14 protein-coding genes are annotated in these 25,590 nt (G+C 60.0%); 7 read left to right on the top strand and 7 right to left on the bottom strand.

What is annotated here, in order from left to right:
* The first annotated feature begins 7 nt into the window (after window positions 1-7).
* Both CAK95_RS21120 and CAK95_RS21115 read left to right on the top strand, forming a co-directional pair.
* On the top strand, window positions 8-337 hold the full coding sequence (locus CAK95_RS21120; protein ID WP_147413489.1) for a c-type cytochrome: 330 nt from the start codon (window positions 8-10) through the stop codon (window positions 335-337).
* A 252-nt stretch (window positions 338-589) separates the two neighbouring features.
* The gene (locus CAK95_RS21115; protein WP_086091561.1) at window positions 590-1,510 is read left to right on the top strand and encodes a prohibitin family protein; all 921 of its coding nucleotides are present in this window, start codon (window positions 590-592) and stop codon (window positions 1,508-1,510) included.
* A 24-nt stretch (window positions 1,511-1,534) separates the two neighbouring features.
* On the opposite strand, the gene CAK95_RS21110 is transcribed toward CAK95_RS21115, so the two are convergent.
* Window positions 1,535-2,212, bottom strand: a complete 678-nt coding sequence (locus CAK95_RS21110) for a TetR/AcrR family transcriptional regulator (protein ID WP_086089705.1) — start codon at window positions 2,210-2,212, stop codon at window positions 1,535-1,537.
* Between the two features lie 297 nt (window positions 2,213-2,509).
* Here CAK95_RS21110 and CAK95_RS21105 point away from each other — a divergent pair, with 297 nt between their 5' ends.
* The 5 genes from CAK95_RS21105 to CAK95_RS21085 all read left to right on the top strand — a co-directional run bounded on the left by CAK95_RS21105 (window position 2,510) and on the right by CAK95_RS21085 (window position 7,107).
* A complete protein-coding gene (locus tag CAK95_RS21105; protein ID WP_086089704.1) occupies window positions 2,510-3,052 on the top strand; it encodes an OsmC family protein in 543 nt (180 codons plus the stop codon).
* Window positions 3,053-3,091: 39 nt separating this feature from the next.
* Window positions 3,092-4,219, top strand: coding sequence for an acyl-CoA dehydrogenase family protein (locus CAK95_RS21100; protein WP_086089703.1), 1,128 nt, complete (start codon window positions 3,092-3,094; stop codon window positions 4,217-4,219).
* 56 nt (window positions 4,220-4,275) lie between these two features.
* Window positions 4,276-5,157, top strand: coding sequence for a sulfurtransferase (locus CAK95_RS21095; RefSeq protein WP_086089702.1), 882 nt, complete (start codon window positions 4,276-4,278; stop codon window positions 5,155-5,157).
* 75 nt (window positions 5,158-5,232) lie between these two features.
* Entirely contained in the window at window positions 5,233-6,564 is a 1,332-nt protein-coding gene (locus tag CAK95_RS21090) for a CmpA/NrtA family ABC transporter substrate-binding protein (RefSeq protein WP_086089701.1), read from the top strand.
* A gap of 186 nt (window positions 6,565-6,750) precedes the next feature.
* A complete protein-coding gene (locus CAK95_RS21085) occupies window positions 6,751-7,107 on the top strand; it encodes a response regulator (protein WP_157699694.1) in 357 nt (118 codons plus the stop codon).
* 29 nt (window positions 7,108-7,136) lie between these two features.
* Here CAK95_RS21085 and CAK95_RS21080 read toward each other — a convergent pair whose 3' ends face one another.
* From CAK95_RS21080 to CAK95_RS21050, 6 genes are all read right to left on the bottom strand, one after another.
* Window positions 7,137-7,805, bottom strand: a complete 669-nt coding sequence (locus tag CAK95_RS21080) for a methyltransferase family protein (protein ID WP_086089699.1) — start codon at window positions 7,803-7,805, stop codon at window positions 7,137-7,139.
* Window positions 7,806-7,835: 30 nt separating this feature from the next.
* Window positions 7,836-8,585, bottom strand: coding sequence for a haloacid dehalogenase type II (locus CAK95_RS21075; RefSeq protein WP_086089698.1), 750 nt, complete (start codon window positions 8,583-8,585; stop codon window positions 7,836-7,838).
* Between the two features lie 889 nt (window positions 8,586-9,474).
* The gene (locus CAK95_RS21065) at window positions 9,475-14,970 is read right to left on the bottom strand and encodes a 5'-nucleotidase C-terminal domain-containing protein (RefSeq protein WP_086089696.1); all 5,496 of its coding nucleotides are present in this window, start codon (window positions 14,968-14,970) and stop codon (window positions 9,475-9,477) included.
* Between the two features lie 497 nt (window positions 14,971-15,467).
* Entirely contained in the window at window positions 15,468-16,811 is a 1,344-nt protein-coding gene (locus tag CAK95_RS21060; protein ID WP_147413487.1) for an HlyD family type I secretion periplasmic adaptor subunit, read from the bottom strand.
* Between the two features lie 13 nt (window positions 16,812-16,824).
* A complete protein-coding gene (locus CAK95_RS21055; RefSeq protein WP_086089694.1) occupies window positions 16,825-18,525 on the bottom strand; it encodes a type I secretion system permease/ATPase in 1,701 nt (566 codons plus the stop codon).
* A gap of 200 nt (window positions 18,526-18,725) precedes the next feature.
* On the bottom strand, window positions 18,726-25,385 hold the full coding sequence (locus tag CAK95_RS21050) for a calcium-binding protein (protein ID WP_120265349.1): 6,660 nt from the start codon (window positions 25,383-25,385) through the stop codon (window positions 18,726-18,728).
* Between the last annotated feature and the right edge of the window lie 205 nt (window positions 25,386-25,590).

The raw sequence follows: 25,590 nt of genomic DNA, 5'->3' as shown, positions 1-25,590 counted from the left end.
ATATCCGATGCGTTGGGTATCGCTGACCGTGTCGATGATCCTTTGCGCGGCCGGAACAGCATTCGCGCAATACGGACCTGTGCAGGAAGGTCAGGACCTGGCGCTTCGCCTCTGCGCAACCTGTCACGCCATCGGGTCGGCCGAGCGCAGCCCCAATGCCGCTGCGCCGGCCTTTCGTCACATCGAGCCCCGTGTCGATCTGGATGAGCTTGGCAAGCGTCTGCAAGAGGGACTCATTGCCGGTCATCCGGAAATGCCGGTCTTCGTGTTGAGAGAACGCGAGGCGCGGGCTCTCGTGACCTATCTCCGATCGCTCCAGACCGACCGCGCGCGCTGAGCCAGAGCCGCCAGCCTGCCCTAACGTCAACAAATCTTGTTTTCCATTGAACGGCAGTCCTTCGTATTGCGACGAAGGACATGAGGGTCGTTGGCGATGTGCAAGTCGCCCGCGGCCGCGTCGTCGCGCTGAACAGCTGCAGCACAGCATCAGGCATCATTCTGAGGGGAGACAATCGTGAGCAATATTCTGTCGAAAGCGGTAGCCAGCGCATCCGGCAGCGCGAGCAGTACCGGCAGCGGCAGCCGCATCATGCTCATTGTCGGTATCGCTGCAATCGCCCTGTTGGGCGCGTCGATCGTATCGGGAAGCTGGTACACGATCGATCAGCGCGAGCGCGGCGTCATCCTGCGCAACGGCAAGCTAATCGGCACGGCGACACCGGGACTCGGCTTTAAGCTGCCCTTCTTCGATTCCATCGTGAAGATCTCGCTCGAGACGCAGCGCGTTCAATTCGACAAGGTCAATTCCTATAGCCGCGATCAGCAGCCGGCCGACCTGCTGATTTCCGTCAATTACCGCGCGACCGAGGACAAGGTGGACGAGCTTTATGCCCAATTCGGGGGCATTCGCGGCTACGCCGACCGCGTCCTTCTGCCGAAGGTCCAGTCTGAATCGAAGATCGTGTTTGGTCAGTTCAACGCTGTCACGGCGATCCAGGAACGCGGGCGGCTGAATGCCGAAGTCATGGCCGCCGTGCTGAAATCTGCTGGCGGACCAGTGGTAATCGAGTCAGTGCAGATCGAGAATCTCGATTTCAGCAAGGAATACGAAAAATCGATTGAGCAGCGCATGCTGGCTGAGGTCGAGGTGCAACGGCTGCGCCAGAATGCCGAGCGCGAAAAGGTGCAGGCCGAGATCGTGGTCACCAAGGCGACGGCGGAAGCCAACGCAGTGCGCCAGCGCGCCCAGGCCGAGTCCGAAGCAATCCGGCTGCGCGGCGAAGCGGAAGCCTCCGCCATCCGCGCACGTGGTGCGGCACTTGGCGACAACCCGAACCTCGTCACGCTCGTTCAGGCGGAGAAATGGGACGGCCGTTTGCCGGTCACCATGCTGCCGGGCGGCGCGGTGCCGATGCTCAATCTCGATCAGCGCGCGGTTGCACCTGCTTCGGCGCCCGCCCCGCGCGCATCGACATCGCTATCTGCTCCGACCACAGCGATCGCACGATAACTCGTCGCCGGGCGGCACAAGAACTCAGGCGGGCACGGGATTCTCGGCCCGCGGTTTCGCGGCGCTCTGTTTGCGCGTGGCCGGCTTCCCGTTGGCGAGGTTATCGATCAACACACGCAACACCGCATCGGCATCGTCCGCAACGCCCGGGTTGCGAGTCACCATCGCGGCGATGATCGCACCATCGATCAGAAGGCCGATCTGGTGCGCCATCGATGAAGCATTGGCAAAACCGGCATCGGCCGCCAACGTCTCGATCTTTTTAAGCACCACCGTCTTGTGGCGAATGGCAATTGTGCGCATCCGCTCGTCGGCCTTGTCATGTTCGCCGACGGCGTTGATGAAAGGACAACCGTAAAATCGCTCCTGCGAAAACCATTCTTTCAGCAGCGGGAAGATGCGCAGCAATTTGGTCCGCGAACTCGCCTGCCCGGCATCGACGCCATTGATGAACCAGTCGCGCCAGCGCTGGCCTTCGTTGTCCAGCACCGCTTCGATCAATCCCTCCTTCGATCCGAAGATGCGATAGAGCGTCGTCTTGGCGGTCTTGGCCTCGTCAATGACGGCATCGACGCCGGTGGCATTGATGCCGTAACGACAAAACAATTCAGTCGCAGCATCAAGGAGCCGCTGGCGCGCGCTCTCGGCCTCATTGGCCGTACGCGAAGCCGAATCGACAGCAGCGGCGGTCTTACCAGTCATGCCGCATCCTTAGCGCAGGATCGGCGGAAACGGAATTGCTCGCTTGCATCATCGCGCATGGACCGCAGCAAGCACGTGTCTATGCGCGCCTGTGATCGGCTGAGCACAAATTCGGCGCACCCCGCTCATTTGGACACCGAATGCCCCCGCAATAGGCAAGCTGCGGCAGCTCCACCCACCGTCCAACAATCCCCCCAATTGAATTTCCTCACCTTTTTCGGCCCGGCGGGGCTGGCACGGCTCCTGCAAGAAACAGAACGGTTAGTAGCTTCGCGAAACCGAAAACTGGAGGAACGCATGGCCGTTGCCGCGGAAAAAGTCGTGCTCACTGGATGTCTCGCTCCAATCGACAAGGGCGGGCTGGACCAGCTGATCGAGAACGGAAAAGCCAATCCCAAAGTTATCAAGACCCTGAAATGCAAGACCGTCGCCGAGGGTAAATTCCGGCACGCCAATTACATCCGCAATCTGCCGCCTTACATCGTCGACGAACCGCCGGCATTGCTCGGTGACGATACCGCGCCCAATCCGTCGGAAGCTTCGCTCGCTGCGCTCGGCTCGTGCCTCGCCGTCGGCCTGCATGCCAATGCGGTGCATCGCGGCTGGACCGTGCGCAAGCTTGAGCTCGAACTCGAAGGCGATCTCAACATCACCGCCGTCTGGGGCACCGGCGATGTCAGCGACAAGCCGGTCGGCTTCACCGATGTGCGTGTGAAGGTCGACATGGAGTGCGACGGCATCGCGCAATCCGAAGTCGATGCGCTGATCGACCATGTGAAGAAATGGTCGCCGGTCGCCAACACCTTCACGCGTCCGGTCAATCTCGAGGTTGGACGCTAATTTCCCGCTGACACTGCTGGTACCGAAAGGTCTTTGCCCATGACGCAGGCCGCGCTCGCATTGGACACGCAACCGTTCGACACAACGTCTGCGACCGACCTGTGCGAGCGGGTCCGCTCCATCGCAAAGGCAAAGCTTCTGCCGGTGGTGGATGCGATCGATACCGGGGAACTGTACCCGGCTGAGATCATGCGGGCTTTCGGCGCCGAGGGCGCTTTCGCCTCGCATATGCCAAAGGATGGTGTGGCGGATCTTCGACCGGCGATCGCGGCGATGTCGGTCTTGTCGGAATATTGCGGCGCCACCGCCTTCATGGCGTGGTGCCAGGACACACTCGCCTGGTATGTCGCCAACTCAACCAATACTGCACTGAAAGCAAAGCTGCTCGATCCCGTTTCCAGTGCATCGATGCTGGGCGGCACCGGTCTGTCGAACCCGATGAAGACCATCTTCGGGATCGAGAAGATCAAGCTGAAAGGCCGCAAGGTCGAGGGCGGTTATGTGGTGCGCGGCGCCCTGCCCTGGGTCTCCAATCTCGGCCCCGACCACATGTTCGGCACCATCTTCGAGCGTGAGGATGCGCCCGGTGAACGGGTGATGTTCATCGTCGATTGCGGCGATCCGGCCGTCACGCTGCAGCCCTGCCCACCCTTCCTCGCCATGGACGGCACCGGCACATACGCGGTGCATATCCGCGATCTGTTCGTGCCGGACGCTCTCGTACTCGCCGACAATGCGATGCCGTTCGTGAAGAAGATCCGCGCCGGCTTCATCCTGCTGCAGACCGGCATGGGCCTTGGCCTGATCCGTGATTGCATCGACATCATGACCTCGCTGCGCGGGCCGCTTGGACACGTCAATTGCTTCCTCGATCACCAGCCCGAGGATTTCGAACAGATGCTGGCCGATTGCGAGCGTGAAGTCATGGCGCTCGCCGCCACGCCTTACGACACCAGCACCGCCTATTGGGAGCGCGTCATCAAGATCCGCTTGCGCGCCGGCGAAGCCAGTGTCGCCGCCGCTCACGCCGCGATGCTGCATTGTGGTGCGCGCGGCTATCTGAAATCGCACCGGGCGCAACGCCGCCTGCGCGAAGCCTACTTCGTCGCCATCGTCACGCCGGCGACCAAGCAACTCAAAAAAATGCTCGCCGACGGCGCGCAATAGGGATGAGGCACACCAAGGACGGCAGCGACAGAGGATAACAGCAACGGAGGTTCGACATGACTGCGGCGTTGATTACTGCGGAAGACCTCAACACAATGATGACAGCCGAGCCCATCGTCATCATCGATACCAGAAGCCCCGAAGCCTATGCCGCCGGACATATTCCCGGCGCCGTCAATGTCCATGACATCTTCACCTATCTTGCGACCTCGACGCCGGAAGGCATTGCCGAACTGAAAACCAAATTCGCCGATGCATTCGGCGCAGCCGGCCTCTCCGGTAAGGAAACGGCGGTCATTTACGAACAATCGATGAATTCCGGCTTCGGGCAGTCCTGCCGCGGCTATTTTCTCCTGACCATGCTCGGCTATCCCAAAGTGAAGGTGCTGCATGGCGGTTACGACGCCTGGACCATGAAGGGACTGCCGATAACAACGGACGCCGCAACGCCCACACCCGCCTCTTTCGATATTATCCCGGAAGCCGGCGAAATCCTGATCGACTATAAGACCATGCTCGCCGCGGTTGGCAATCCAAGCATTGCCCTGCTCGATGTGCGCGATGTCGATGAATGGATCGGCGAAAGCTCCTCGCCCTACGGAAAGGATTTCTGCCCGCGCAAGGGACGCATTCCCGGCGCGGTTTGGCTCGAATGGTATCGCATGATGAAGCCGACTGCCGAAGGCCCGCGCTTCAAGTCATCCGAAGAAATCCTCGCCGAATGCGCGACCGTCGGCATCACCGCCGACACGCCGGTTTATCTTTATTGCTTCAAGGGCGCGCGTGCATCCAACACGCTGCTCGCGCTCAAGAATGCCGGCGTAAAGGATGTGCGGATGTATTTCGGCTCCTGGAACGAATGGTCGCGCGATCCGTCCTTGCCGATCGAGGAAGGCCATCCCGCCGCGCCCAAGTCGCAGGCCATGCAGGCGGCTTAGTTCTTGCACCTTTGCGGAATGCGCGGCGTGAGGCGTTGCGCATTCCGGCACGTATCGACTTCAGGGGAATTTCAAATGACCGATCTGATTTCCGGACGCATGCAGGGCTGTTCCTGTGGCGCCGATCACGACACCAGCATTGTTTGCGAAGGCACGAGTGACGCCGGCCTGCAACGGCGCGTCGAAACCGCCGTATTGCGCGCCGCATTCCCGAACGCGATGACGCGGCGGTCGATGCTGGCGGCTGTCGGCAGCGCCACACTGACAACGGCTTTGTCGCAGATTTTCCCGATCGCGACGGCAACGGACGCCTTCGCGCAGTCTGGTCCTCTCGAGAAAACCAAACTCGCCGTCGGCTTCATTCCGATCACTTGCGCGACGCCGATCATCATGGCGCATCCGCTCGGCTTCTATGCCAAGCAGAAGCTCGACGTCGACGTGGTCAAGACCGCCGGCTGGGCCGTCGTCCGCGACAAGACCATCAACAGGGAATACGACGCCGCCCATATGCTGGCGCCGATGCCGATCGCGATCTCGATGGGTCTTGGCTCGACGGCAACGCCGTTCACCGTCCCCGCCATCGAGAACGTCAACGGCCAGGCCATTTGTCTGGCGACCAAGTTCAAGGACCAACGCGATCCGAAGACCTGGAAGGGCATGAAATTCGCCATCCCCTTCGACTATTCCAATCACAATTACCTGCTGCGCTATTATCTCGCCGAGCATGGCATCGATCCGGATCAAGACGTGCAATTGCGCGTCGTGCCGCCACCGGAAATGGTCGCCAATCTGCGCGCCGGCAATGTCGATGGCTTTCTCGCTCCGGACAACATCGTGCAGCGCGCAGTGTTCGACGGCATCGGTTTCATCCACATTCTGTCGAAGGACATCTGGGACGGACATCCCTGCTGCAGCTTTTCCGCGCGTGCCGATTTCGCGACCGAGATGCCGAACACCTATGCGGCACTCCTGCGGGCGATCATGGAAGCCAGCGCCTATTCGGCCAAGCCCGATCATCGCAAGGAGATCGCCGAAGCGATCGCACCCGCCAACTACATCAATGCGCCCGTGACGGTGCTCGAGCAGGTGCTGACCGGCACCTATGCTGACGGTCTTGGCGGCGTGAAGAAGGATCCGAACCGCGTCACCTTCGATCCGTTCCCCTACGACAGCTTCGCGATCTGGATCATGACGCAGATGAAGCGCTGGGGTCAGATCAAGGGCGATGTCGATTATGCCGGCATTGCCAAGAAGGTGTTCCTGACCACCGAAGCCGGCAAGGCAATGAAGGATGCCGGTATGACGCCACCAGCCTCGTCCACAAAGACTTTCTCGGTGATGGGCAAGACCTTCGATCCATCGAAGCCGAATGAATATGTCGACAGCTTCACGATCAGGCGCGTCTAGAAAGGCGCGCTTTCCCAACAAACCAGCCGGACGACATGATTCCGATCTGCCTTTAGATACCGGAGCAACGTCATCGGTTGCTGACGATCCGCATCAAAAAAGCAGCGAATTGCCGAAAATTTCGTCATCGCGATCTAAGGGGCGCGCGATACGCTGAACCCGTTTTTCACCATGCGGAGGTGGAAGATGGCGCAGATCAATCCCCCACGGCCGTTGGCGCTGGTTGTCGAAGAGGACAAGGACCAGCGCGACACACTCGCGACACTTCTCGAAAAACATCAGATGCAGGTCATTCAATGCGAAAGCGCGGAAGCGGCTTGCGTGGTGCTGAGCAAGATGGGAATCGGCATCTCATTCCTGTTCACGGGTGTCGAACTGGCGGGCTTGATGGATGGCGCTTCGCTGGCGGTGCGCGCGAAGCAGCGTTATCCGAACATCACCATTGTGGTGACGTCGAGCCAGCGCCGGCCGAGGGATCTGCCCTCGGAGATGACCTTTATTCCCAAGCCATGGCAGGCCGCCGATATCCTGCGCAGGCTGTAGCGCGCTCGCCGCGAACGCCGCCCTAAGCGCTACCAGACATAAGGGATCAGGCGATAGCGCACACGCGCAGCATAATCGCTGTAGCCTTGAAGCTCGTCTCGCAAGGCGCCCTCCTCATGCACGGCACGCCAAGCGATGCCCAGCATGAACACGAGAGATAGCGCAAGTCCGATCCAGGACCCGAGCAGCAGCGGCATGCCGATCAGCAGCAACACCGCGCTCGTATACATCGGGTGACGCACGAAGGCGTAAGGACCTGTGTCGATCGCCTTCTGCCCTTGCTGAATCTTGACCACCGGCGCTGCGAAAGCGTTCTCGCGAAATGTCCAATAGGTGCCGGCACCGTTGGCGATGATCAGCACCCCGCCCAGCACCTGCAGCCAGACCGGCACCGCGGTGAAGCCCGTCCGCGCGGCATCGAAGCCCATAATGGCCAACCAGGCGCAAAAGCCGAGAATGAACGTCATCAGCCAGACGCGATCCCATAGCTTCTGCTCGCGTTGCAACGGCGAGGCCATGCGCTCGCGAAGGAGGCTCGGGCTGTACTTCGACAGCCACAGCACCATGGCGATGCCACCGGCTGTAAAGAGAACGAGCAATGCCCACGCGCCCGGATAAGCCAAAGTCCCGGCCGGCCAAAACAGCAGGACGCCCATGAAGATGGTCCAGAACAGCATCTGGAGCATGTAGCGGATCATGGGCGCTCCAAAAAAGAAAAACTTTGGTCTCTATCTGCGATCGATCTGCGCGACGGCCGCGGGCAGCTCCGCAAGCGTCCGGATGCGGCAGGTTGGCTGCAGCCCCAGTTCGTCCATCTGGGTCCTGACAGCCTTGAACATCGACAATGGCGAGACCAGATCGCGATTGGCAAATTCCAGGGCAACGGCATCGGGCGTGACGCGTTCGATCCATGCGACGTTGAAGCCAAAAGCGCGCGCACCGCAGACATCGAACGGGTTTGACGACACGAACATCACCTCGTTCGGCTTTACGCCGATCGTCGTTTCGACCAGCGCATAGGTCCTGGGGCTTGGCTTGAATATCTTCACCGCATCGACGCTGATCGTCGCATCGAGGATCCGATCGAGGCCGCTATTGCGTACCAGCGCATCAAGCATGGCCCGGCTTCCGTTCGACAGGATTGCCAGCTTCCGCCCCTTGAGCGCAAGCAGCGCATCGCGTGCATCATTGTAAAGATCGAGATGGGCATACTTGTCCATGATGCGCGCGAGCACATCAGTGTCGTATGTCAGGCCGAGAACGTTAAGCGCGTAGATGAGCGATTCATGCGTGACGACCGAGAAATCCTCGTACCGCTCCATCAGCGATCGCAGCCAAGTATATTCCAGCTGCTTCATTCGCCAGATCTGCGTGATGGCATTGCCATGGCCGGGAAACGCTTCTTCCGTGACGGACGCCACCGACTGAATGTCGTAAAGCGTGCCATAGGCATCGAAGACGACCGCTTTTATGTCCATGACGGCAAATCCATGACGGAACGGCGGCGCAACCGCGCGGCGACACGCATCTCACGCCGAGAACGGACGAAATGGAAACAGAAAGGCGGCTGGAGCGGGTGAAGCGCCACAAACTACCTCACACCGCCTTGATAGTACTATCGTTTTTGATCCCATCCAAAGGCCATGTATCCCAGTTGTATCTCACCTTGTAGCCCAGATTTCTGCCTCGCTTTTTGCTACGACTTTCACCAGCCGGCCACGACTCGGGAATTGTCGGCGCGACAAGCCTCACGACCGTACTATGCTTCTACAAACTTGATTGCCAGCACACCGTTGCTCTTTACACGCAGAATCCGCTCGCCAAGCGCTCACATCCTAGGGGGGATCAATCGGCCTGCACAAGCGAAGCGAAGACGAGACCGCCCGACGCTCCTTATTACGGAAAATGCTTGGTGTTGTTCCTTAGCTGCGCCGCTCGGCGTGTGCGGCCACTTCACCACCGAAGATGCCGAAACCCCGAACCACGATGCTATCGACCCGACAGCTCTCGCCGCCCGCGACCACCGCACCACGCGCGCAGGCAGGTCGTTTGAAAGAGGTCGGATCACCCGTTGCCGGCCAAGAAACACCTGCCTTCCGTCAGCGTCCGCCCGCGAAATTGCAACGTTCGGAATCGGCCAATTGCAGCTTCTCATCCTCGGTGAGCGCGCCAACGCCGACAATTTGGTGAGCGCTGCGTATCAGTGGCGATGCAGCATTTTGCGTCGCTTGATACGCTTGACCGCATCGAAGCCGCCCCGGCCGCCAGTTTACGTGGTGGCCACGTTCCGACAGTCCCTGCGGCAAAAGAATACGGTCGCGCATTGCTGCGCGACCGTAGATTTGCTTCTGTAATGAGATTTGTACCTTACGCAACCGGATCCAGTTCGACAATCGTGTGGTCAGCCAGCACTCCGTTGCTGAGCTTTCCGTTCAGGATCGCCAAGGTGGCGAAGTCGTCACCACCGCCATCGACGTCGATCTGCATCTCGGTGGTGTTGCCGTTGACGACAGCCCGCAGGAAGCCCGAGCCGATCAGGTCGAACGCGTCGTCGCCGGTGAATCCCTCGAACATCGAGGCCGACAGCACGATCCGGTCTTCCGAGGCACCCGACAGCTTGAAGTCGGTGATGGTGTCGATGCCGTCGCTGACGCTGTCGAAGACAAAGCGGTCGAGGCCGGCACCGCCGGTCAGGGTGTCGTTGCCGGCACCACCCTTGATCACATCGTCGCCTGCACCGCCCTTGAGGATATCGTCGCCTGCGCCGCCCAGCAGCGTATCGTTGCCGGTGCCGCCATCGAGCGTGTCGTTCCCGTCACCGCCATCGAGCGTGTCGTTACCCGCACCACCTTTCAGCGTGTCATCGCCGGCATTGCCGGAGAGCACGTTGTCGAAGGAATTGCCGGTGAGCTTGTCGTCTGCCGAACCACCGATGACATTCTCGATATTCTCGATCGTGTCAGTGGCGAAGGTCGTCACGCCATCCTTCAGCGTTAGCGTGATCGACTGGCTGAGCGCGCTGAGGTCCAGCGTATCGATGCCATCGCCGCCGTCGTAGCTGTCGCGACCATCGGCCAGGCTGGTAACGACAAAGGTGTCGTCACCCGCATTGCCCTTGATCACGTCGTTGCCAAGACCGCAAATGAGGATGTCGTCGCCGGCATCGCCGAAGATCACATCGTCATCATCACCGCCGTCGATGTAGTCGTTGCCTTCGCCGCCTTCGATCAGATCATCGCCAGCGCCGCCGAACAGCCTGTCGTCACCTGCCAGACCATCGATGCGGTCCTCACCACCCTTGCCGTCGATCGTGTCGGCATTGGCCGTACCGTCGAGGACGTTGTCGCCGTTGTCGCCCGTGATCAGGGCACCTTCGGCAACCGTGTCCTCGCGGAAGTTGAGGTTCTGGATGCGCTCGTCGAGTTCGATTGACGTATCGGCCACGTCATAGGCGGTTTCCGGCGTGCCGTGGAACTCCTGCATATACTCTTCGAACGCCTGCTGTTCACCCAGCGCATTGGCCGGAACGTTGGCCGCCGCGGTGAAGTCAAGCGACTCATCGATCGGAGCCGACAGCGTGCCATCCTGCAGGAGATAGCGGAAGTTTTCGCCCACCTGTTTGGCCGGATAGCCGTCGCCGCCATTGGCGGTGAAATTCAGCGTCACGACACTAATGGTCCCTGGCGCGCCCTCGACGACAACACCGTCATCGACGATCAGCCGCAGGAAGTTGCCCTCCTCGTCGATCAACGCCACGTCGCGCACGCGCGAGCCAGGGGTCGAGCCGGAATTGCCAGGCAGATCCGGATCGAACGAGAAGCGGACGCCACCGATCTGCGGAAAGCCGCCGTTGTTCGCCGAGAGTCCGGCGCCCCAATTCAGCAGCGCCAGCAAGCCTTCCGGCGTGGTGTCGAACATCATCAGCTTGTTGTCGAAGCGCAGCGCGTTTTCGACATCGAGCTCCGAGACAGCGCCAGTCGGCTTGTCCGCATCCGGATTGGCGATGGGCGGGATTTTTTCGCCGGTGACCACGTCGACGGCGCCGATCTGCGCCCGGATGCCGCCGCCGTTCTTCAGCGAAACGATGAAGGGCTCATCACCAACCGCCTCGCGCGCGGCATGGCCGTTGGCATCCGCACTCAGGTTGCCGAAATTGGTTTCCTGATTGCGAACGAAGGAGCGCTCACCCTCCAGATAAACATCGGTGTAGCCGAAGACATTGCCGTCCTTGGCGGCGATAACCGCATCGACCGCCTCCGTGATATCGCGCACCAAGTCGCCCTTGGTGCCCTCGGCAAAGGCCGTCTCATCGAGATCCTCGACATCAACACCCCAGGCTTCAGCCACGTTCTCGGCGGTGGAGGCGTAAGCACCGTTGATGCCGACATTCTCAGCGAGGCTATCGAGGACGATATCGCCATTCTGATCGAACTCGACCACAAGGCGGCCGAGATAGGTGTATTCGTTGTCGGTGTTGACGATCAGCGTGGTCTTGCCGTCAGTACCCTGTGTCACGAGCGGATAGGTATCGGCAAAGTCAGCGCCGTGGCCGGGGAATTCCACGGCTTCGTCATCGCTATCGCCGAGACGGGTGTTCGAGCCCGCCGCGAGGATAATATCGACGCCGTGCAGCTTGGTCGCCAGCAGCTTCTCGTTTTCGATGCTCTGCAAATGCGATTGCAGAATGATCTTGTTGATGCCGCTGGCAATCATCTCGTCGATGATCGGTTGAAGCTGCGCAGCGAGCAGATCCATGTCATCGACTTCGGTCGTGTTATCACCCGGTTCCCCGTTCTTCGGGAAGCCGTCCACTTCGGTCCCGGTCGGCGAAGAGATGCGCTCGAGGATCTGCGTCGTGGCGCCGAGGATGCCGATCCTCTCGCCGCCTTCCGTCACCGTCACCCAGGGAGCGACCTTGCCCTTGATGCTCGAGGCTTCCGAGCCGGCAATGTCGCCGGCCGTACCGCCGAGCGACTGATCGGCGAGGCCGCGCATCGCCGAATCTGTGCTGAAGTCGAGATTGGCCGACACTAGCGCGTAGTCAGCGCCGGTCCATGCACCTGAGCCGCGGATCGAGTCGGCAAAGATATTCGATCCGAGATCCCATTCATGGTTACCGATCGCCGACACCTCGACGCCAAGAGCATTGTGGATCGCCACGTCCGGCCGGCCCGGTGCCGTCGCGCCGATGACGGCATTCAGAGACGGATCGCTCCCCGCATTGATGAACGGGCCGGGGATGTAGTTGTCGCCGCCCGAAAGGATCAGCGTGTTGGCGTAATCGTCGTCGAAGGCATCCACCAAAGCCGCCAGCATCGGAGCCGTGTCGCCGGCCAGCAGACCAGCCTCACCATCGGCCAGATGCAGAAGCTGCAGCGTGAAGTTCTGCGCCGGTTGCGCCGGAATTTCGAAGCTGGCCACGAGCGGATCGTGATCGCTGGTCTGGTCTCCGAATTCCGCGTTGATGCGCACAACGTCGAATTGCGCACCGTCCTTCAAGCCGTCGGTGACCAGCACATGATCGAGCGACTGGGCATTGCCTTCATACACATAGTCATAGCGTTCGTCGGCCGGCAGCGTCTCCAGCAGATCGTGCAGCACCTGCTCTCCACCAGCCGTATAATCAGCCGTCGCGGCAATCGGATCTTCGCCCGGAACGTCGTAGTTCGAGATCGATCCGGTGCCTTTCACAACGGACATCGGCTCTTCGAACTCGAAGTCGTTGAGATCGCCGGCGACCACGATCTTGGCGTCCGGATCGTTGGACAGCAGGCTGTCAACGAAATTGTTGACGGCCTGGGCTTGCGCTGCGCGCTGCACTTCACCGCCATTGCGCGGCGATTCGTCGGAGCCATAGAGAGCGCCGCTGCCACCCTTCGAGGTGAAGTGGTTGTTGACGATCGTGACTTCCTCGCCATTGAACTCGAAGGTGGCGACCAGCGGCGGCCGCGAGTCGTAGAACGGGTTGTCCGGGTTCGTCTGCTGGTCGACATTGCCGGCCGGATCGGTGATCGCCGTGCCGTCGGCAGCAATGGTCTTCAGCGAACCTTCGACGAAGTCGACGCGGTCGACACGATAGATAAAGGCCGTGCGGATGTTACCGCCGCCCTCGCCGCCATTGGTGTCATCGCCGATGAACGGGTTGTCGAGGAAGGCATATTCCACGCCGTCCGGCGCCGCCGCGTTGATCGCATCGATCAGCATCTGCAGCGTCTGGCTGGCGCTGGTGACGGACGAGCCATTCGCATTGCCGGGGCCGTCATTGTCCTGCACTTCCTGCAGGGAAATGATGTCCGGCGTCTTCAGGTTGGTGACAATTTCCTGCGCGATCGTGTTGAAGCGCGCAGCGCCGTCGTTCGGATCTAGATTTTCGGCGTTGTAGCTGGCGACCGTCAGCCGGTAGGCATCGCCGACCAGCGTCGTGGTCTCCTTGACGAGATCGCTCTGCTTGTCGACGGTGTAGGCTTGGGTCGCCACAACTTCGTAATTGCCGAAATCGTAACGCAGGATGCCGGTGACATCACCCAGCTCCGCACCGTTCGAGACGCTCGGCGTCGGCATATTGAAGACACCGCTGTCGTCATCGATCTGGATGCGTTCCGGATTGAAATCACCGCCGCTGACATTGGTGTTGCCGAAGTCGGACGCACCACCTTCGATCGGCAACGCACCACGGTCGTTCAGTTCCGAGCCATTGACGCCGTTCGCGCGATCGGAGTCGTTGTCCACCACGGCATAGATTTCACCAAAGTCGTTAGTGGGGCCGACGACCACGGCTTCCTTCACCGTGACCAACATGCCTTCCATGCTTTCATAGAAGGCCGCCGCATCGGCAAAGCTGCTCGACGGCGGCAGAAGACCGCCTTCGCCGCCAATCACAACAGCCTCGATGGCCGGCCCGGTTCCAATCACGGTGACGGCGCCGGCACCCGTCGCGATGATTTCCGTGGTCGAGAAGCTGCCGGGCGCGGCACCGTTCGGCGTGTATTCGTCAACAGTGCCGGTCACGCTGACCATCTGGCCGACCGCCGGCAGATCGCCCGACGGACGGAATACGAAGATCGCATCCGATGTCGCCGCGTTGCCGTCACCATTCGGGTCCTGGATCCAGAACCCGCGGCTGCCATTGGTATCAACCGCCGTCACGACGCCTGTCGTTGTGACGATGTCGCCGTCCATCTCCGACACATGCCCGCTGCCCTGGATCGCCATGATCGTGATCACGGACGGGTCTTCGCCATTGCTCGACACGTTGATATCATCGATGCCGACCCACTCGTCATTGCCCGATGCGTTGGTGGTTAGAATGCGGACCTGAAGCTGAGCCTGGTTATTGGCCGCGCTTGGCAGCGTCACATCGACGGCAGTCGTGAGCCCGGCCTGTCCCCCTTGGGTCGCGTCGGCAATATACCCGTTGGGAAGGTTGCTCCAGGTGCCGGACTCACCGATACGGTACTGAACGGCAATCTGCTGAACGGCGTTGTCTGAGGATCCGTCAAGATCGCGCACGTTGAACTGCACGCGAACATTCTCGCAGCCCGATGCATTCAGATACAGAACAAGGCATGGCGCATTTGCGGTGCCCGATCCATTTAGCGCCACGGTTGGATTGGAAATGTGGAATTCCGCTACACCACCATTGGTCAATGTGCTCGGATCGGTCTGATTGGCAATCACATCGACAGCACCAACGGCCGCTCCCGTCACTGTCCGCGGATCGGCGCCAATGGCCCCACCGATATCGCCGAGAAATCCCTGAATGCTGGGGACATTAGCCCAGCTATCGTTACCGGTGATCAGGCCGGTGTTGCTCCAGTCCTGCTGCAATAACCCTGCGCTGAGCTGATGATAAACAGTCGACATAATGCCGCTCCCTGCTTCGTACCGACAGTTGATGAAATGCTGATCTATGATGCGAGGCGTGCCGCGAACTGAACGCGTGAGCGACAATCGCTGGAAGATGGCCACATCAGCGCGAGCGATATGATTGCAACAGGCGCAATGAACATCGACGCACGGCTCATGAGGGCTTTTCCAAAGATTATCGTCAACGCGACTGCGCCTGGCGGGCGCAATGCGATCAATCGTCTTCAGTCACGCAAGAAAACACGCAAGAACGCCGGATAGCCGCGAAACAAAATCCCGGTCGGGATCACGTTAAGCTGCCGTTAACCATGTCGCGGAAGCTAGAAAGACTCTTTTACAGACGCGTGACGTGCTTGAGACAGATCAAAAAATCTGTGCAGCAAATGCTCCGGCGGCGAATGATACCGCAAAGACCTTTCATCTACGCGAGCGATACTGCACGCTGCGCGCTTTGATCAACGTGACCAGCGGCCGTTCTGATGTGAGAAAATTGACTATTCTTCGCGCAACGCCCTGGCGAAGCTGTCTTCAATCGGACGGAACAGATAGCGCATCATGGTGCGCTCCGACGTCGCGATGAATGCTTCCGCCGGCATGCCGGGCGCAAGCAGTGATCGCTCGCGCGGACTGAGCTGTTCGAGATTGAGGGCGAGCCGCACACGATAATACGGCGGCTGGTTCGGATTCTGTTTGTCGATCAGCTTGTCCGCCGAGACAAACAGGACATGAGACGGAACGACCGGCGTCGTGCGCTGATTGAGCGCAGCGAGACGTATATTCGCTTCCTGGCCAACGTGAACCGCGTCGATATCGGTCACTTGCAGCTTGGCCTCGACAACCAGATCTGCATTCTTGGGCAGCAATTCCATCAGCGCCTGGCCGGGCGAAATCACCGCGCCGACTGTATTGACGTTCAGCCGCACGACCGTTCCATCCGTGGGCGCACGTACGATGATCCGCGATAAAACGCTCTTGTAGGCAATGATCTGTTCCAGCGTATCGGCGATGCGGGTTCGCGTTTCCGACAGCTTGGCTCCTGCTTCGGTGCGTCGATCATGCCCCAGCTTCTCGATCTGCTGTTGAATTTCGGCGATGGTCTGCTTGGCCTTGCCGATCGCGGCCTGTAGCGCGCCGTCCTTGCCTTCCAGATCGGCCTCGGAGCGCTGCATCGCAAACATGCGGTCCTGGCGCGCGAGCCCCTTTTGATAGAGATAATCGAGGTCCTTCAGCTCGTCGCGCATCAGGCCCATTTGCTTCTTGTTGGCAACACGCTGGGCTTCGGTTCCGGCCATCTCCTCGTGCAATCCGGCGAGACGCTGTCGCAGAATGCTGACCTCGTTGCGATAGCGCAGCGAGCGGAGCTCGAACTCCGATTTTTTTGACTGGATGAAGTCGTTGATCGCAGGATCAAGTGCTGCCGACATCAGATCGGCAGAAAATTCGATCGTTTCATGGTCTCCCAGCTCCGCCAACAATCGTGCCTCGTCCGCACGCAACGTCACCAGCGTCTTGCGTGCGCGATTGAGATTGGCTTCCACCAATGTCGGATCGAGCGCGATGAGCGGCTGACCGGCCACTACCGCATCGCCGTCCTTGACAAAGATGTCTTTCACGATCCCGCCTTCGAGATGCTGGATTGTCTGGTTTTCGCCATTGGCGGCAATGCTACCACTGGCCATTACCGCGCCGGTCAGCTCCGCCGTCGACGCCCAAACGAGAAATCCGCCAAGCCCGATGCCAATGATCGTCAATGCGGCAACGGCAGGGCCACGCAACGACGTCTTCACCGTCGCGCTCCAATCATCGTTGCCGGGCGTCTTGCTCGAAGCACTGGTCATTGATTTGATCCCGTCACGCACCCGTTGCGGCGCGTGGCATCATGTCGCCCGCCCGTTGCGCCGGCGTCAGGCGCGCGAGAGCCTCCTCGCGACTTTGCGAGGCTGCGATCTGTCCATCCCGCATGAAGAGAATGCGGTCGACACATTGCAGCACGCCAGAGCGTTGCGACACGACGATCACGGTCGCCCCTGCCTTTTTCAGCTGGCCGATCGTGTGGTTGAGGGCCATCTCGCCTTCGGAATCGAGATGCGAATTCGGCTCATCCAGCACAACAAGGCGCGGCAACCTGAACACGGCGCGCGCCAGTGCGATGCGTTGCCGCTGACCGCCAGAAAGCGGCAGGCCACCCGGCCCGACGCCCGTGTCAAAGCCATTTGGCAGTTTCTTGACGAGATCCATGACACCGGCAAGTTGCGCCGCAGCTACAATCTCTTCCGATGTCGCTGTCGGATCGAGCCGAGCAATATTCTGTGCGATCGTGCCTGGCAGCAATTCGACATCCTGCGGCAGATAGCCGGTGTGGCGGCCGCGATCGACGGGGTCCCAGTTCTGGAAATCCGAATTGTCCAGCCGGATCACACCATGGGAGGGCTTCAGCGCACCTGCTGCAAGCTTCGCAAATGTCGACTTGCCTGCGCCCGACGGACCGACAATACAGATCGCCTCGCCCGCTTCCACTGGCAAAGAAACACCCTTGATCGTCGGTTCGGCGGCGCCTGCCGGCGCATACACGACCTTCTCGAAGGTGACGTTGCCCTCCGGTACCGGCAATTGCAGCTTTTCCGCTTCGTCCTTCACGCTGTGAAGCGCGTTGTCGATCTTGCGCAGGCTCATCAGCGTCTGCAGCAAGCCCTTCCATCCGGCGATCAGGTTATCGACCGGCCCGAGCGCACGGGCCGCCACTAGCGATGTTGCGAAAATCATGCCAGCGGTCATTTCCTGCTTCAGCACGAGGTACGCGCCGAGGCCGAGGATGCCCATCTGTACCACGAGGCGAATAAAGCGGGAAAAGCCTGAAAAGAACGCGTTCGACCTTGTCGCCTTGTCCTGCGCATTCAACGCATTCGCAGTGACGTGCCCCCAGATGCTGATGGCATGATTCGACATGCCCATGGAGCGCATCGCTTCGCCGCTGCGCGTGAATGCCATCACCAGATTGCCGGCAACCGCCGCAGCTTCGCTGCTTTGCCGTTGCGGCCGGTTCAGCGACCATTGGTTCAACAGGGTAACGATCAACAAAATGCAGATGCCGAGCAGAACCAAGCTACCGAGCACCGAATGAATCATAAAGACGATAAACAGAAATAGCGGCACAAAGGGTGCATCAAGTAACGCCGAAAAGACGGGGCTTGAAAAAAATGAACGAGCTTGCGCAAGGTCACGCAACAAACTGGCGGCATCCTGTCCAGGAGAGCGGCCTGAGAAAGACGCTGCCAGAAGCCGCTGACCGACATTGACTTCAAGCCCGGCTCCAACCCGTTGAACAGCGATCTGCCGAATTCCCTCGATTACGCCGAGAACACCAAGGATCATAACCGCAATCAGCGTGAGATAAATCAGCGTTGGCAGGCTGGAGGATGGCAGCACGCGATCATACACCTGCAGCATGTAAACCGGCAGCACCAGCGCCAGCAGATTCAAAACGAAGGTCAGTGCCCCGACAATGATGAGGCCAAATGAGACCGAGCGATTAATGAGATTGGGAAAAAGCATTTTTTGATTGTGCACACGTGACGATCTGCGATTGACGATCAACGACGATACCGTGACACAGTGATGACAAAAGCGGAGCGGGTCGAAGCCGGATCCTGCGTTGGCATTTCGTTCAACAGCCGACAAAAAGCCGGCCGCGCTTTTCGGCCCGGCCGGCTCGATGTCTCATAAACCGATGACCTCGTAGGCGAGGTCTATCTTTACGCGATGGGATCCTGATGAACAATGACGTGATCGGCAAGCACACCATTGCTGATGTTGCCCGTCAGCGTCGCCAAGGTGACGAATGCATCACCACCGCCGTCGACGTCGATCTGAATCTGCGTCGTGCCATTGCTCGATATGGCCCGCAGGAAGCCTGAGCCGATCAGATCAAAGGCATCGTCGCCAGAGAAATTCTGGAACATCGAGGCAGCCAGAGAGATCCTGTCTTCGGACGCACCGGAGACCTTGAAGTCGGTGATCGTGTCGATGCCATCAGTCAGGCTGTTGAAGACAAAGAGATCGTTTCCTGCACCACCCGTCAGCGTGTCGCTGCCAGCACCGCCAATGATGATGTCGTTTCCGGCACCGCCCTTGATGATATCGTCGCCGGCTCCGCCAAGCAGCGTGTCGTTGTCGGCTCCACCATCGAGTTCGTCGTCGCCGTCACCGCCATCGAGATGGTCATCGCCGGCTGCACCTTTCAGCACGTCATCCCCAGCGCCGCCGAAGAGCTGGTCATTGCCTTCGCCGCCGTTGAGGGTGTCAAGGCCTTCACCACCGTAAAGCGTATCATTGCCAGCACCGCCGTTCAGCGTGTCGTCGCCGGCATTGCCGGTGAGCACGTTGTCGAGCGAATTGCCTGTCAGCTTATCGCCAGCCGAGCCGCCGATGATATTCTCGATATTCTCGATAGTGTCGGTCTGGTAGGTGGTAACACCGTCTTTCAGGGTCAGGTTCACTGCGGTGTTCAAGGCACTATAATCGAGCGTATCGATACCATCGCCGCCATCATAGCTGTCGCGGCCATCGCCGGTCGAGGTGACGACAAAGGTATCGTTTCCGGCATTGCCCTTGATGGTATCATTGCCGAGGCCGCCAATAATGGTGTCGTTACCGTTATCGCCAAAGATGACGTCATCATCGGCGCCGCCATCGATAAAGTCGTCACCGGAACCGCCGAAGATCAGGTCATCGCCGGCTTCGCCATATAGACTGTCGTCACCAGTACCGCCGTCAATGCGGTCCTCCCCCAGTCCAGCATAGATGCGATCCTTGCCGGCACCGCCAGAGAGCGTGTCGTCGCCGCCGGTGTAACCCGAGATATACATCTCGTCGTCACCATCGCCGCCATCGATCACAAAGCTGCTGTCAGCCGTTGAGAACACCAGATCGTTGCCGGTGCCGAGCAGGATCGTGCCCTCAACCTTCGAGTTTGGACCGGCATACAGATACAGCCAGTCGTCGCCGGCACCCATATCGATCGCCGAACCACCGGTTGCCATGATCGAACCCGAGTTGTTCAGCCGATCATTGCCACCACCCATCGATACGCCGCCGACGATGCGCCCCGTGCTCTGGTTGAGGATCTCGTCGTCATAATCGCCAACGAGATTGATCGCCTCGTTGCCACGCAGGTCAAAGCGCGCGGCATCTTCGGCCGACACGCCTTCCGGACCATGGCCATCACCCTGGATCAGGCCGTCGTTGTTGATGAACGTCTTACCCAGCGCATTGCTGTTGCTGGAATTGTCGACCTGGATGGCGCGGCCATAGCCGTAGATCACAGCATTGGCACCATAGTTCAGGATCGTGCCGCCACCGATGGCGATGCCTTCGGAGACGTTCGGCTCGCCATCATGGTAGCCCTGATGACCGAGACCGGCGATACGGCCATAGTTCAGGATATAAGCCAGACCATCGACATCGATGGCGTCGCCATCCGAGTCGGACAGCTCGGCCGAACGGCCTTCCATGACGCCGGTGGCGTTGTTGGTGATGAACACCTTCTCCGCTTCGGTGCCGTCGTTGTCGATGTTCACCGCCGAGCCGTTGAGGCCCACCATCGTGCCACTGTTGACGACCGTGACAGCCCTATCGCCGGTCACCGCATGCTTGGTGCCTTGGATGAGGCCGCCGGCATAATTGTTGACTTTGCCGCCGGCATCGCTCTGGAAGTCGATCGCGTCGACTCCAGCCACATCGACCGTGATGGTGCCCCAGTTGTTGACGACGCCATCGACGCCGGGCCGGATCACGTCGGCATCGTCGCCGCCGATCTTGCGGATGATGCCACCCTCAAGATTGTTGATGATGGCGCTGGCGCCATTGGCGTCGAAGCTACGGAAGTCGAGCACGCGGCCATTCACCGCCGACTCGATGATGCCCGAGTTGTTGATCGTGATGACCGCATCGGCATGCCCCGCACCTTGCGGAGTAAGAGCACCAATAACCGTGCCTTCGTTGTTGAAGGTCAGGGATCCGGTCACGCCGCTCGTCGTATTCAGCACACGGCTCGAGGCTTCGATCCGTCCCGCGTTCTCAACCACCACGTTGCCACCGCCAGTCCAGTTGATGGCCGTGCCAGCCGCGAGCTTGCCGCCAGCTTCGATCGTCAGCATGTCATCGTTGTTGAGCGTGAGTGTGCTCGTAACCGTGGCGCCGTCCTTGATAGTGATCGAGGAGTAGTCGCTGGCCGCAACCGACCAGGTGCCGCACTGGACCAGCAGATTTTCGATGCCCGTCGCCGTCCCCAGCGACCCCATGCCGGCGCCGAGAAGCTTAATCATGTCATCACCCTGGCCACCGTCAATTGACGCAGGCGTACCGGCATCGGTTGCAAGCTCAATCACGTCGTCACCGGCACCGCCTTCAACAGTGTCGCCGGCCCCCGCTACGATGGTGTCATTGCCGTTACCACCCCTGATGGTGTCGTTGCCAGCACCACCGATGATCAGATCGTCCCCGTTCTCGCCGTTCAACGTATCGTCGCCTTCACCGCCTTCAATCTGGTCGTTGCCGGCACCGCTATAAATCGTGTCGTTACCAGCACCACCGGCAAGCACGTCATTGCCGCTGTAGTTCGAGTCCAGATAGATCTGATCGTTACCGTCGCCAGCATCGATTACAAAGCCGCCGCTTGCGGTCGAGAGCAGCAAATCATCGCCGGTGCCGAGCAGGACCGTGCCCTGCACCGTCGTACCGGTGTAGAAATACACCGTGTCATTGCCGGCGCCCATGTCGATCGCCGAGCCACCAGTCGCCGTGAACGAACCTAGACTTTGCAGGTGATCGTTGCCGCCGCCCATCGAGACACCGCCGACGATCCGACCGGAGCTGCCATTGATGAGCTCGTCGTTGTAATCACCAACGAGATTGACCGCCTCGTTGCCACGCAGGTCAAAGCGCGCGGCATCTTCGGCTGACACGCCTTCCGGACCATGGCCGTCACCCTGGATCAGGCCGTCATTGTTGATGAAGGTCCTGCCCAGCGCATTGCTGTTGCTGGAATTGTCGACCTGGATGGCGCGGCCATAGCCGTAGATCACGGCATTCGCACCATAGTTCAGGATGGTACCGCCGCCGATGGCGATGCCTTCCGACACGTTTGGCTCGCCGTCGTGATAGCCTTGATGGCCCAGGCCGGCGATGCGGCCATAGTTGAGGATATAAGCCAGACCATCAACATCGATCGCATCGCCATCGCTGTCGGACAGCTCTGCCGAGCGGCCTTCCATGGTGCCGCGGTTGGTGATGAACACTTTGTCGGCTTCCGTGCCATCATTGTCGATGTTCACCGCCGAGCCGTTGCGGCCGATCATCGTGCCATCGTTGACAACGGTGACGGCATTGTCGCCGGTCACAGCATGACGCGCGCCTTCCATCCAGCCGCCGGCATAGTTGTTGACCTTACCGCCGGTGTCGCTCTGGAAATCAATCAGGTCGCCACCACCGACAAAGCCGGGATCTGTCGTGATTGTTCCCCAGTTGTTGACAACACCGTCATTGCCCGGGCGGATCACGTCGGTGTTGCTGCCATATTGCCGGATGACGCCGCCAGCGAGATTGTTGATCACCACCGAGGCGCCGTTTCCATCGAAATTGCGGAAGTCCATAACGCGACCGTTGGCCTCCATCACACCGGCATTGTTGATCGTGATGGTCGCATCGGCATGAGCAGCCTGCTGCGGGCTCAACGCGCCGCGGACTACGCCGCCGGCAGCGTTGTTCAAGGTCAGGGAGCCAGTGGCGCCCGTGGTGGTGTTGAGAACACGGGTTACCGCTTCGATCAGCCCTGCATTGTCCACCACCGCATTGCCGCCGCCGGCCCAGTTCATCGCGGTGGCGGCTCTCAGCGTGCCGCCATTTTCGACCGTCAGCGCATCGTGATTGTTGAGCGTGAGCGTGCTGGTGACGGTCGCGCCATTCTCGATGGTGACCGACGAATAGTCGCTGGCCGCAACTGACCAGATGCCGGACTGGACAAGCAAGTTCTCGATGCTGCTTGTCGCGCCAAGAGAACCCGTACCGGTGCCAAGCAGCTTCACGGTGTCGTTGCCTTCGCCGCCATCAATCGAGGCTGGGGTGCCGTCCGCGACCGAAATTTCGATCGTGTCATTGCCCTGATCGCCATAGATCTGATCGCCGCCCCCCGCCACGATGGTGTCGTCGCCTTCGCCGCCATAGATCGTGTCGTTGCCGCCGAGGCCGGCAAGAAGGTCATTCCCGGCGCCGCCCTTGATGACGTTGTCACCGGAATTACCCACGATTTCGTCGTTGAAGGCCGTCCCGGTAATGTTCTCGATTTCGATCAGATCGTCGTGCTCGATCGTGTTGCGATTGATACCGGCAACGAGATCCGTCCAGTTCGGCAGCCGGCCGGCCTGAGCCATGGCCCAACCTTGATCGAGCCGAGCATAGATAGCTTCGCCGTCCTGCGAATAATCCGCGGTGTCGATCCCCGTGCCGCCATGCAGCTTATCGAACCCGGCGCCGCCGATCAGCGTATCGTCGCCGTCCTGACCATAGATCTGGTCGTTGCCGTCGCCGCCGGTCAGCGTGTCCCGCCCAATGCCGCCGTACAGCGTGTCGTTGCCGGCATCGCCATAGATCGTGTCATCGCCGCCTTCGCCATGAAGCTGATCGTTGTCGGCGCCACCATGGATTTCATCATTGCCATCGCTGCCATAGATCGTGTCCTGCCCGGCGTCGCCGTAGAGCAAGTCGGCAGACCCGCCGCCGTTGATCTTGTCATTTCCGGCGCCACCCCAGATGGTGTCGGACCCGGCCGCACCCTGCAGGTTGTCGTCACCGTCGTTGCCGTGGATCTCGTCGTTGCCATCATCGCCGCGGATGATGTCATTGCCATTGCCGCCTTCGAGATAGTCGTTGCCAGCACCGCCGCTCAGTTCATCGTTGCCGTCACCGCCGCGGATTTGGTCATTGTCTGCACCACCATCGACGAAATCATTGCCGCCTCCCGCGTGGATCAGATCGATACCGGCGCCGCCGATGATGTGGTCGTTACCATCGCCCGTGGCGATCGAATCCTGACCAGCACCCGCATCGATTACCAGATCGCTCGCCGATTGCGACGACAGCACATCATTGCCTGCGCCGAGCAGGATCTTGCCGACGACCGTCGAACCATCGTGGAGATTGAGGGTATCGTTTCCATCGCCGAGGTCGAATGCCGTGCCGTTGGCCGCGGAGACCGAACCTTGGTTCGTTACCAGATCATTGCCGCCGCCGGTGGACACCGTACCGACGATCGAACCCGACCGGGTATTGACCAGAAGATCGCCCTCGTTGCCGTTGAGGACGATAGCCTGACCCGACAGGCTCTGAATCATGCCATCGTTGACGATTTCGACGCCGGGGGCAGGAGCCGCGGTCGAGACGATGGCTGCGCCCTGCGCCAGAATGATGCCGCCGAGTTTGTTGTAGACAGAACCGCCGGCGAGGTTGACCGCCCGCGCGGGCGTGGTGCCTTGCATACCGAGCGCCTGGACCAAGCCGGCATTCTCGATGCTGGCTGCGCCTTCGGCCACGACGGCATCATCGCCATTGGTGACGAGCACCGAGCCGCCGAGAGCAACCTTCATCTTACCCTGATCGGCAAGCTTGAGCTGCGACGTCACTATCGCGCCAGTCGCGACATTCACAGTGTCATAGGCATCGCTTTGCAGCGTCCACATGCCGCTCTGCACATCGAGATTTTCGAAATTGGCATTGGCACCGAGTGTGCCGACGCCCGGACCGATCAGCTTGAGTGTGTCTTCACCCGTACCGCCATCAAGTGGCCCATTGACTGGGGCGCCGGCGCGGACTTCGACGGTGTCGTCGCCATCCATGCTGTCTTCTGCATTCTGCTCAATGGAGGCGGCCGAGTAAGTCCCAATCAACTGAGGTGTCTGAAAACCGGTGCTTTCGTAAACCTTCGCCCTGTCAAGAACGATGGTCGGCGCAGCAACCCTGTACAGGCCCGCCGTCAATCCGGATTCATTCGAGGATGTGTTTGTATCAACGGGCGCAAGGAATGTCGGGTTGGTCGAGCTGCCAATGTAAGCCGAAACAGCATGTTTGCTGCCATCCGCATTATTGCTCGTCGCGACGTCACCCGAACCTGGTGTGGCCGAGCCTGTTGTCAACAGATCGTCGATGTTGATCGCCGTACCGGCATCCACGTTATCCGTTGCGGTCCAGCTCCAGTGGTTTTTTACGTGAGACAGTTTCCATTCGCTGGAATCGCTTTTCTGCCATGTGCCATCCGTAAAATTGACGACCGTGCCAGGGGCAACTTTCTCAGGCAGGACAAAGGCGACACTCTTTTTGCCATCAGCCTTGTAACCAGCAAGAGTGACAGACTCGGGGCGCATGGAATTCTCCTGAAATAAAGATGCAAAAGCTTGCTCGCAGAAACCGATGTTTCCACGTGGGTGAGACCAAAGGGGGTGGACGAGCGGGCGGGCTAGCTAAAGAGAGGGATGGTGCGAGTTGATCTTTCCGTGGGCGATGGATTGGACAAAAACAAACTAGCTACCGAAAACAGCGTCTGCCGTTCCGACTTGGGCGGGACCAAAG

The sequence above is a fragment of the Pseudorhodoplanes sinuspersici genome, from assembly GCF_002119765.1.
Taxonomy (GTDB): Bacteria; Pseudomonadota; Alphaproteobacteria; order Rhizobiales; family Xanthobacteraceae; genus Pseudorhodoplanes; species Pseudorhodoplanes sinuspersici.
The sequence above is the reverse complement of the archived record's forward strand: the minus strand, read 5'-3'. Positions and strand labels throughout refer to the sequence as shown.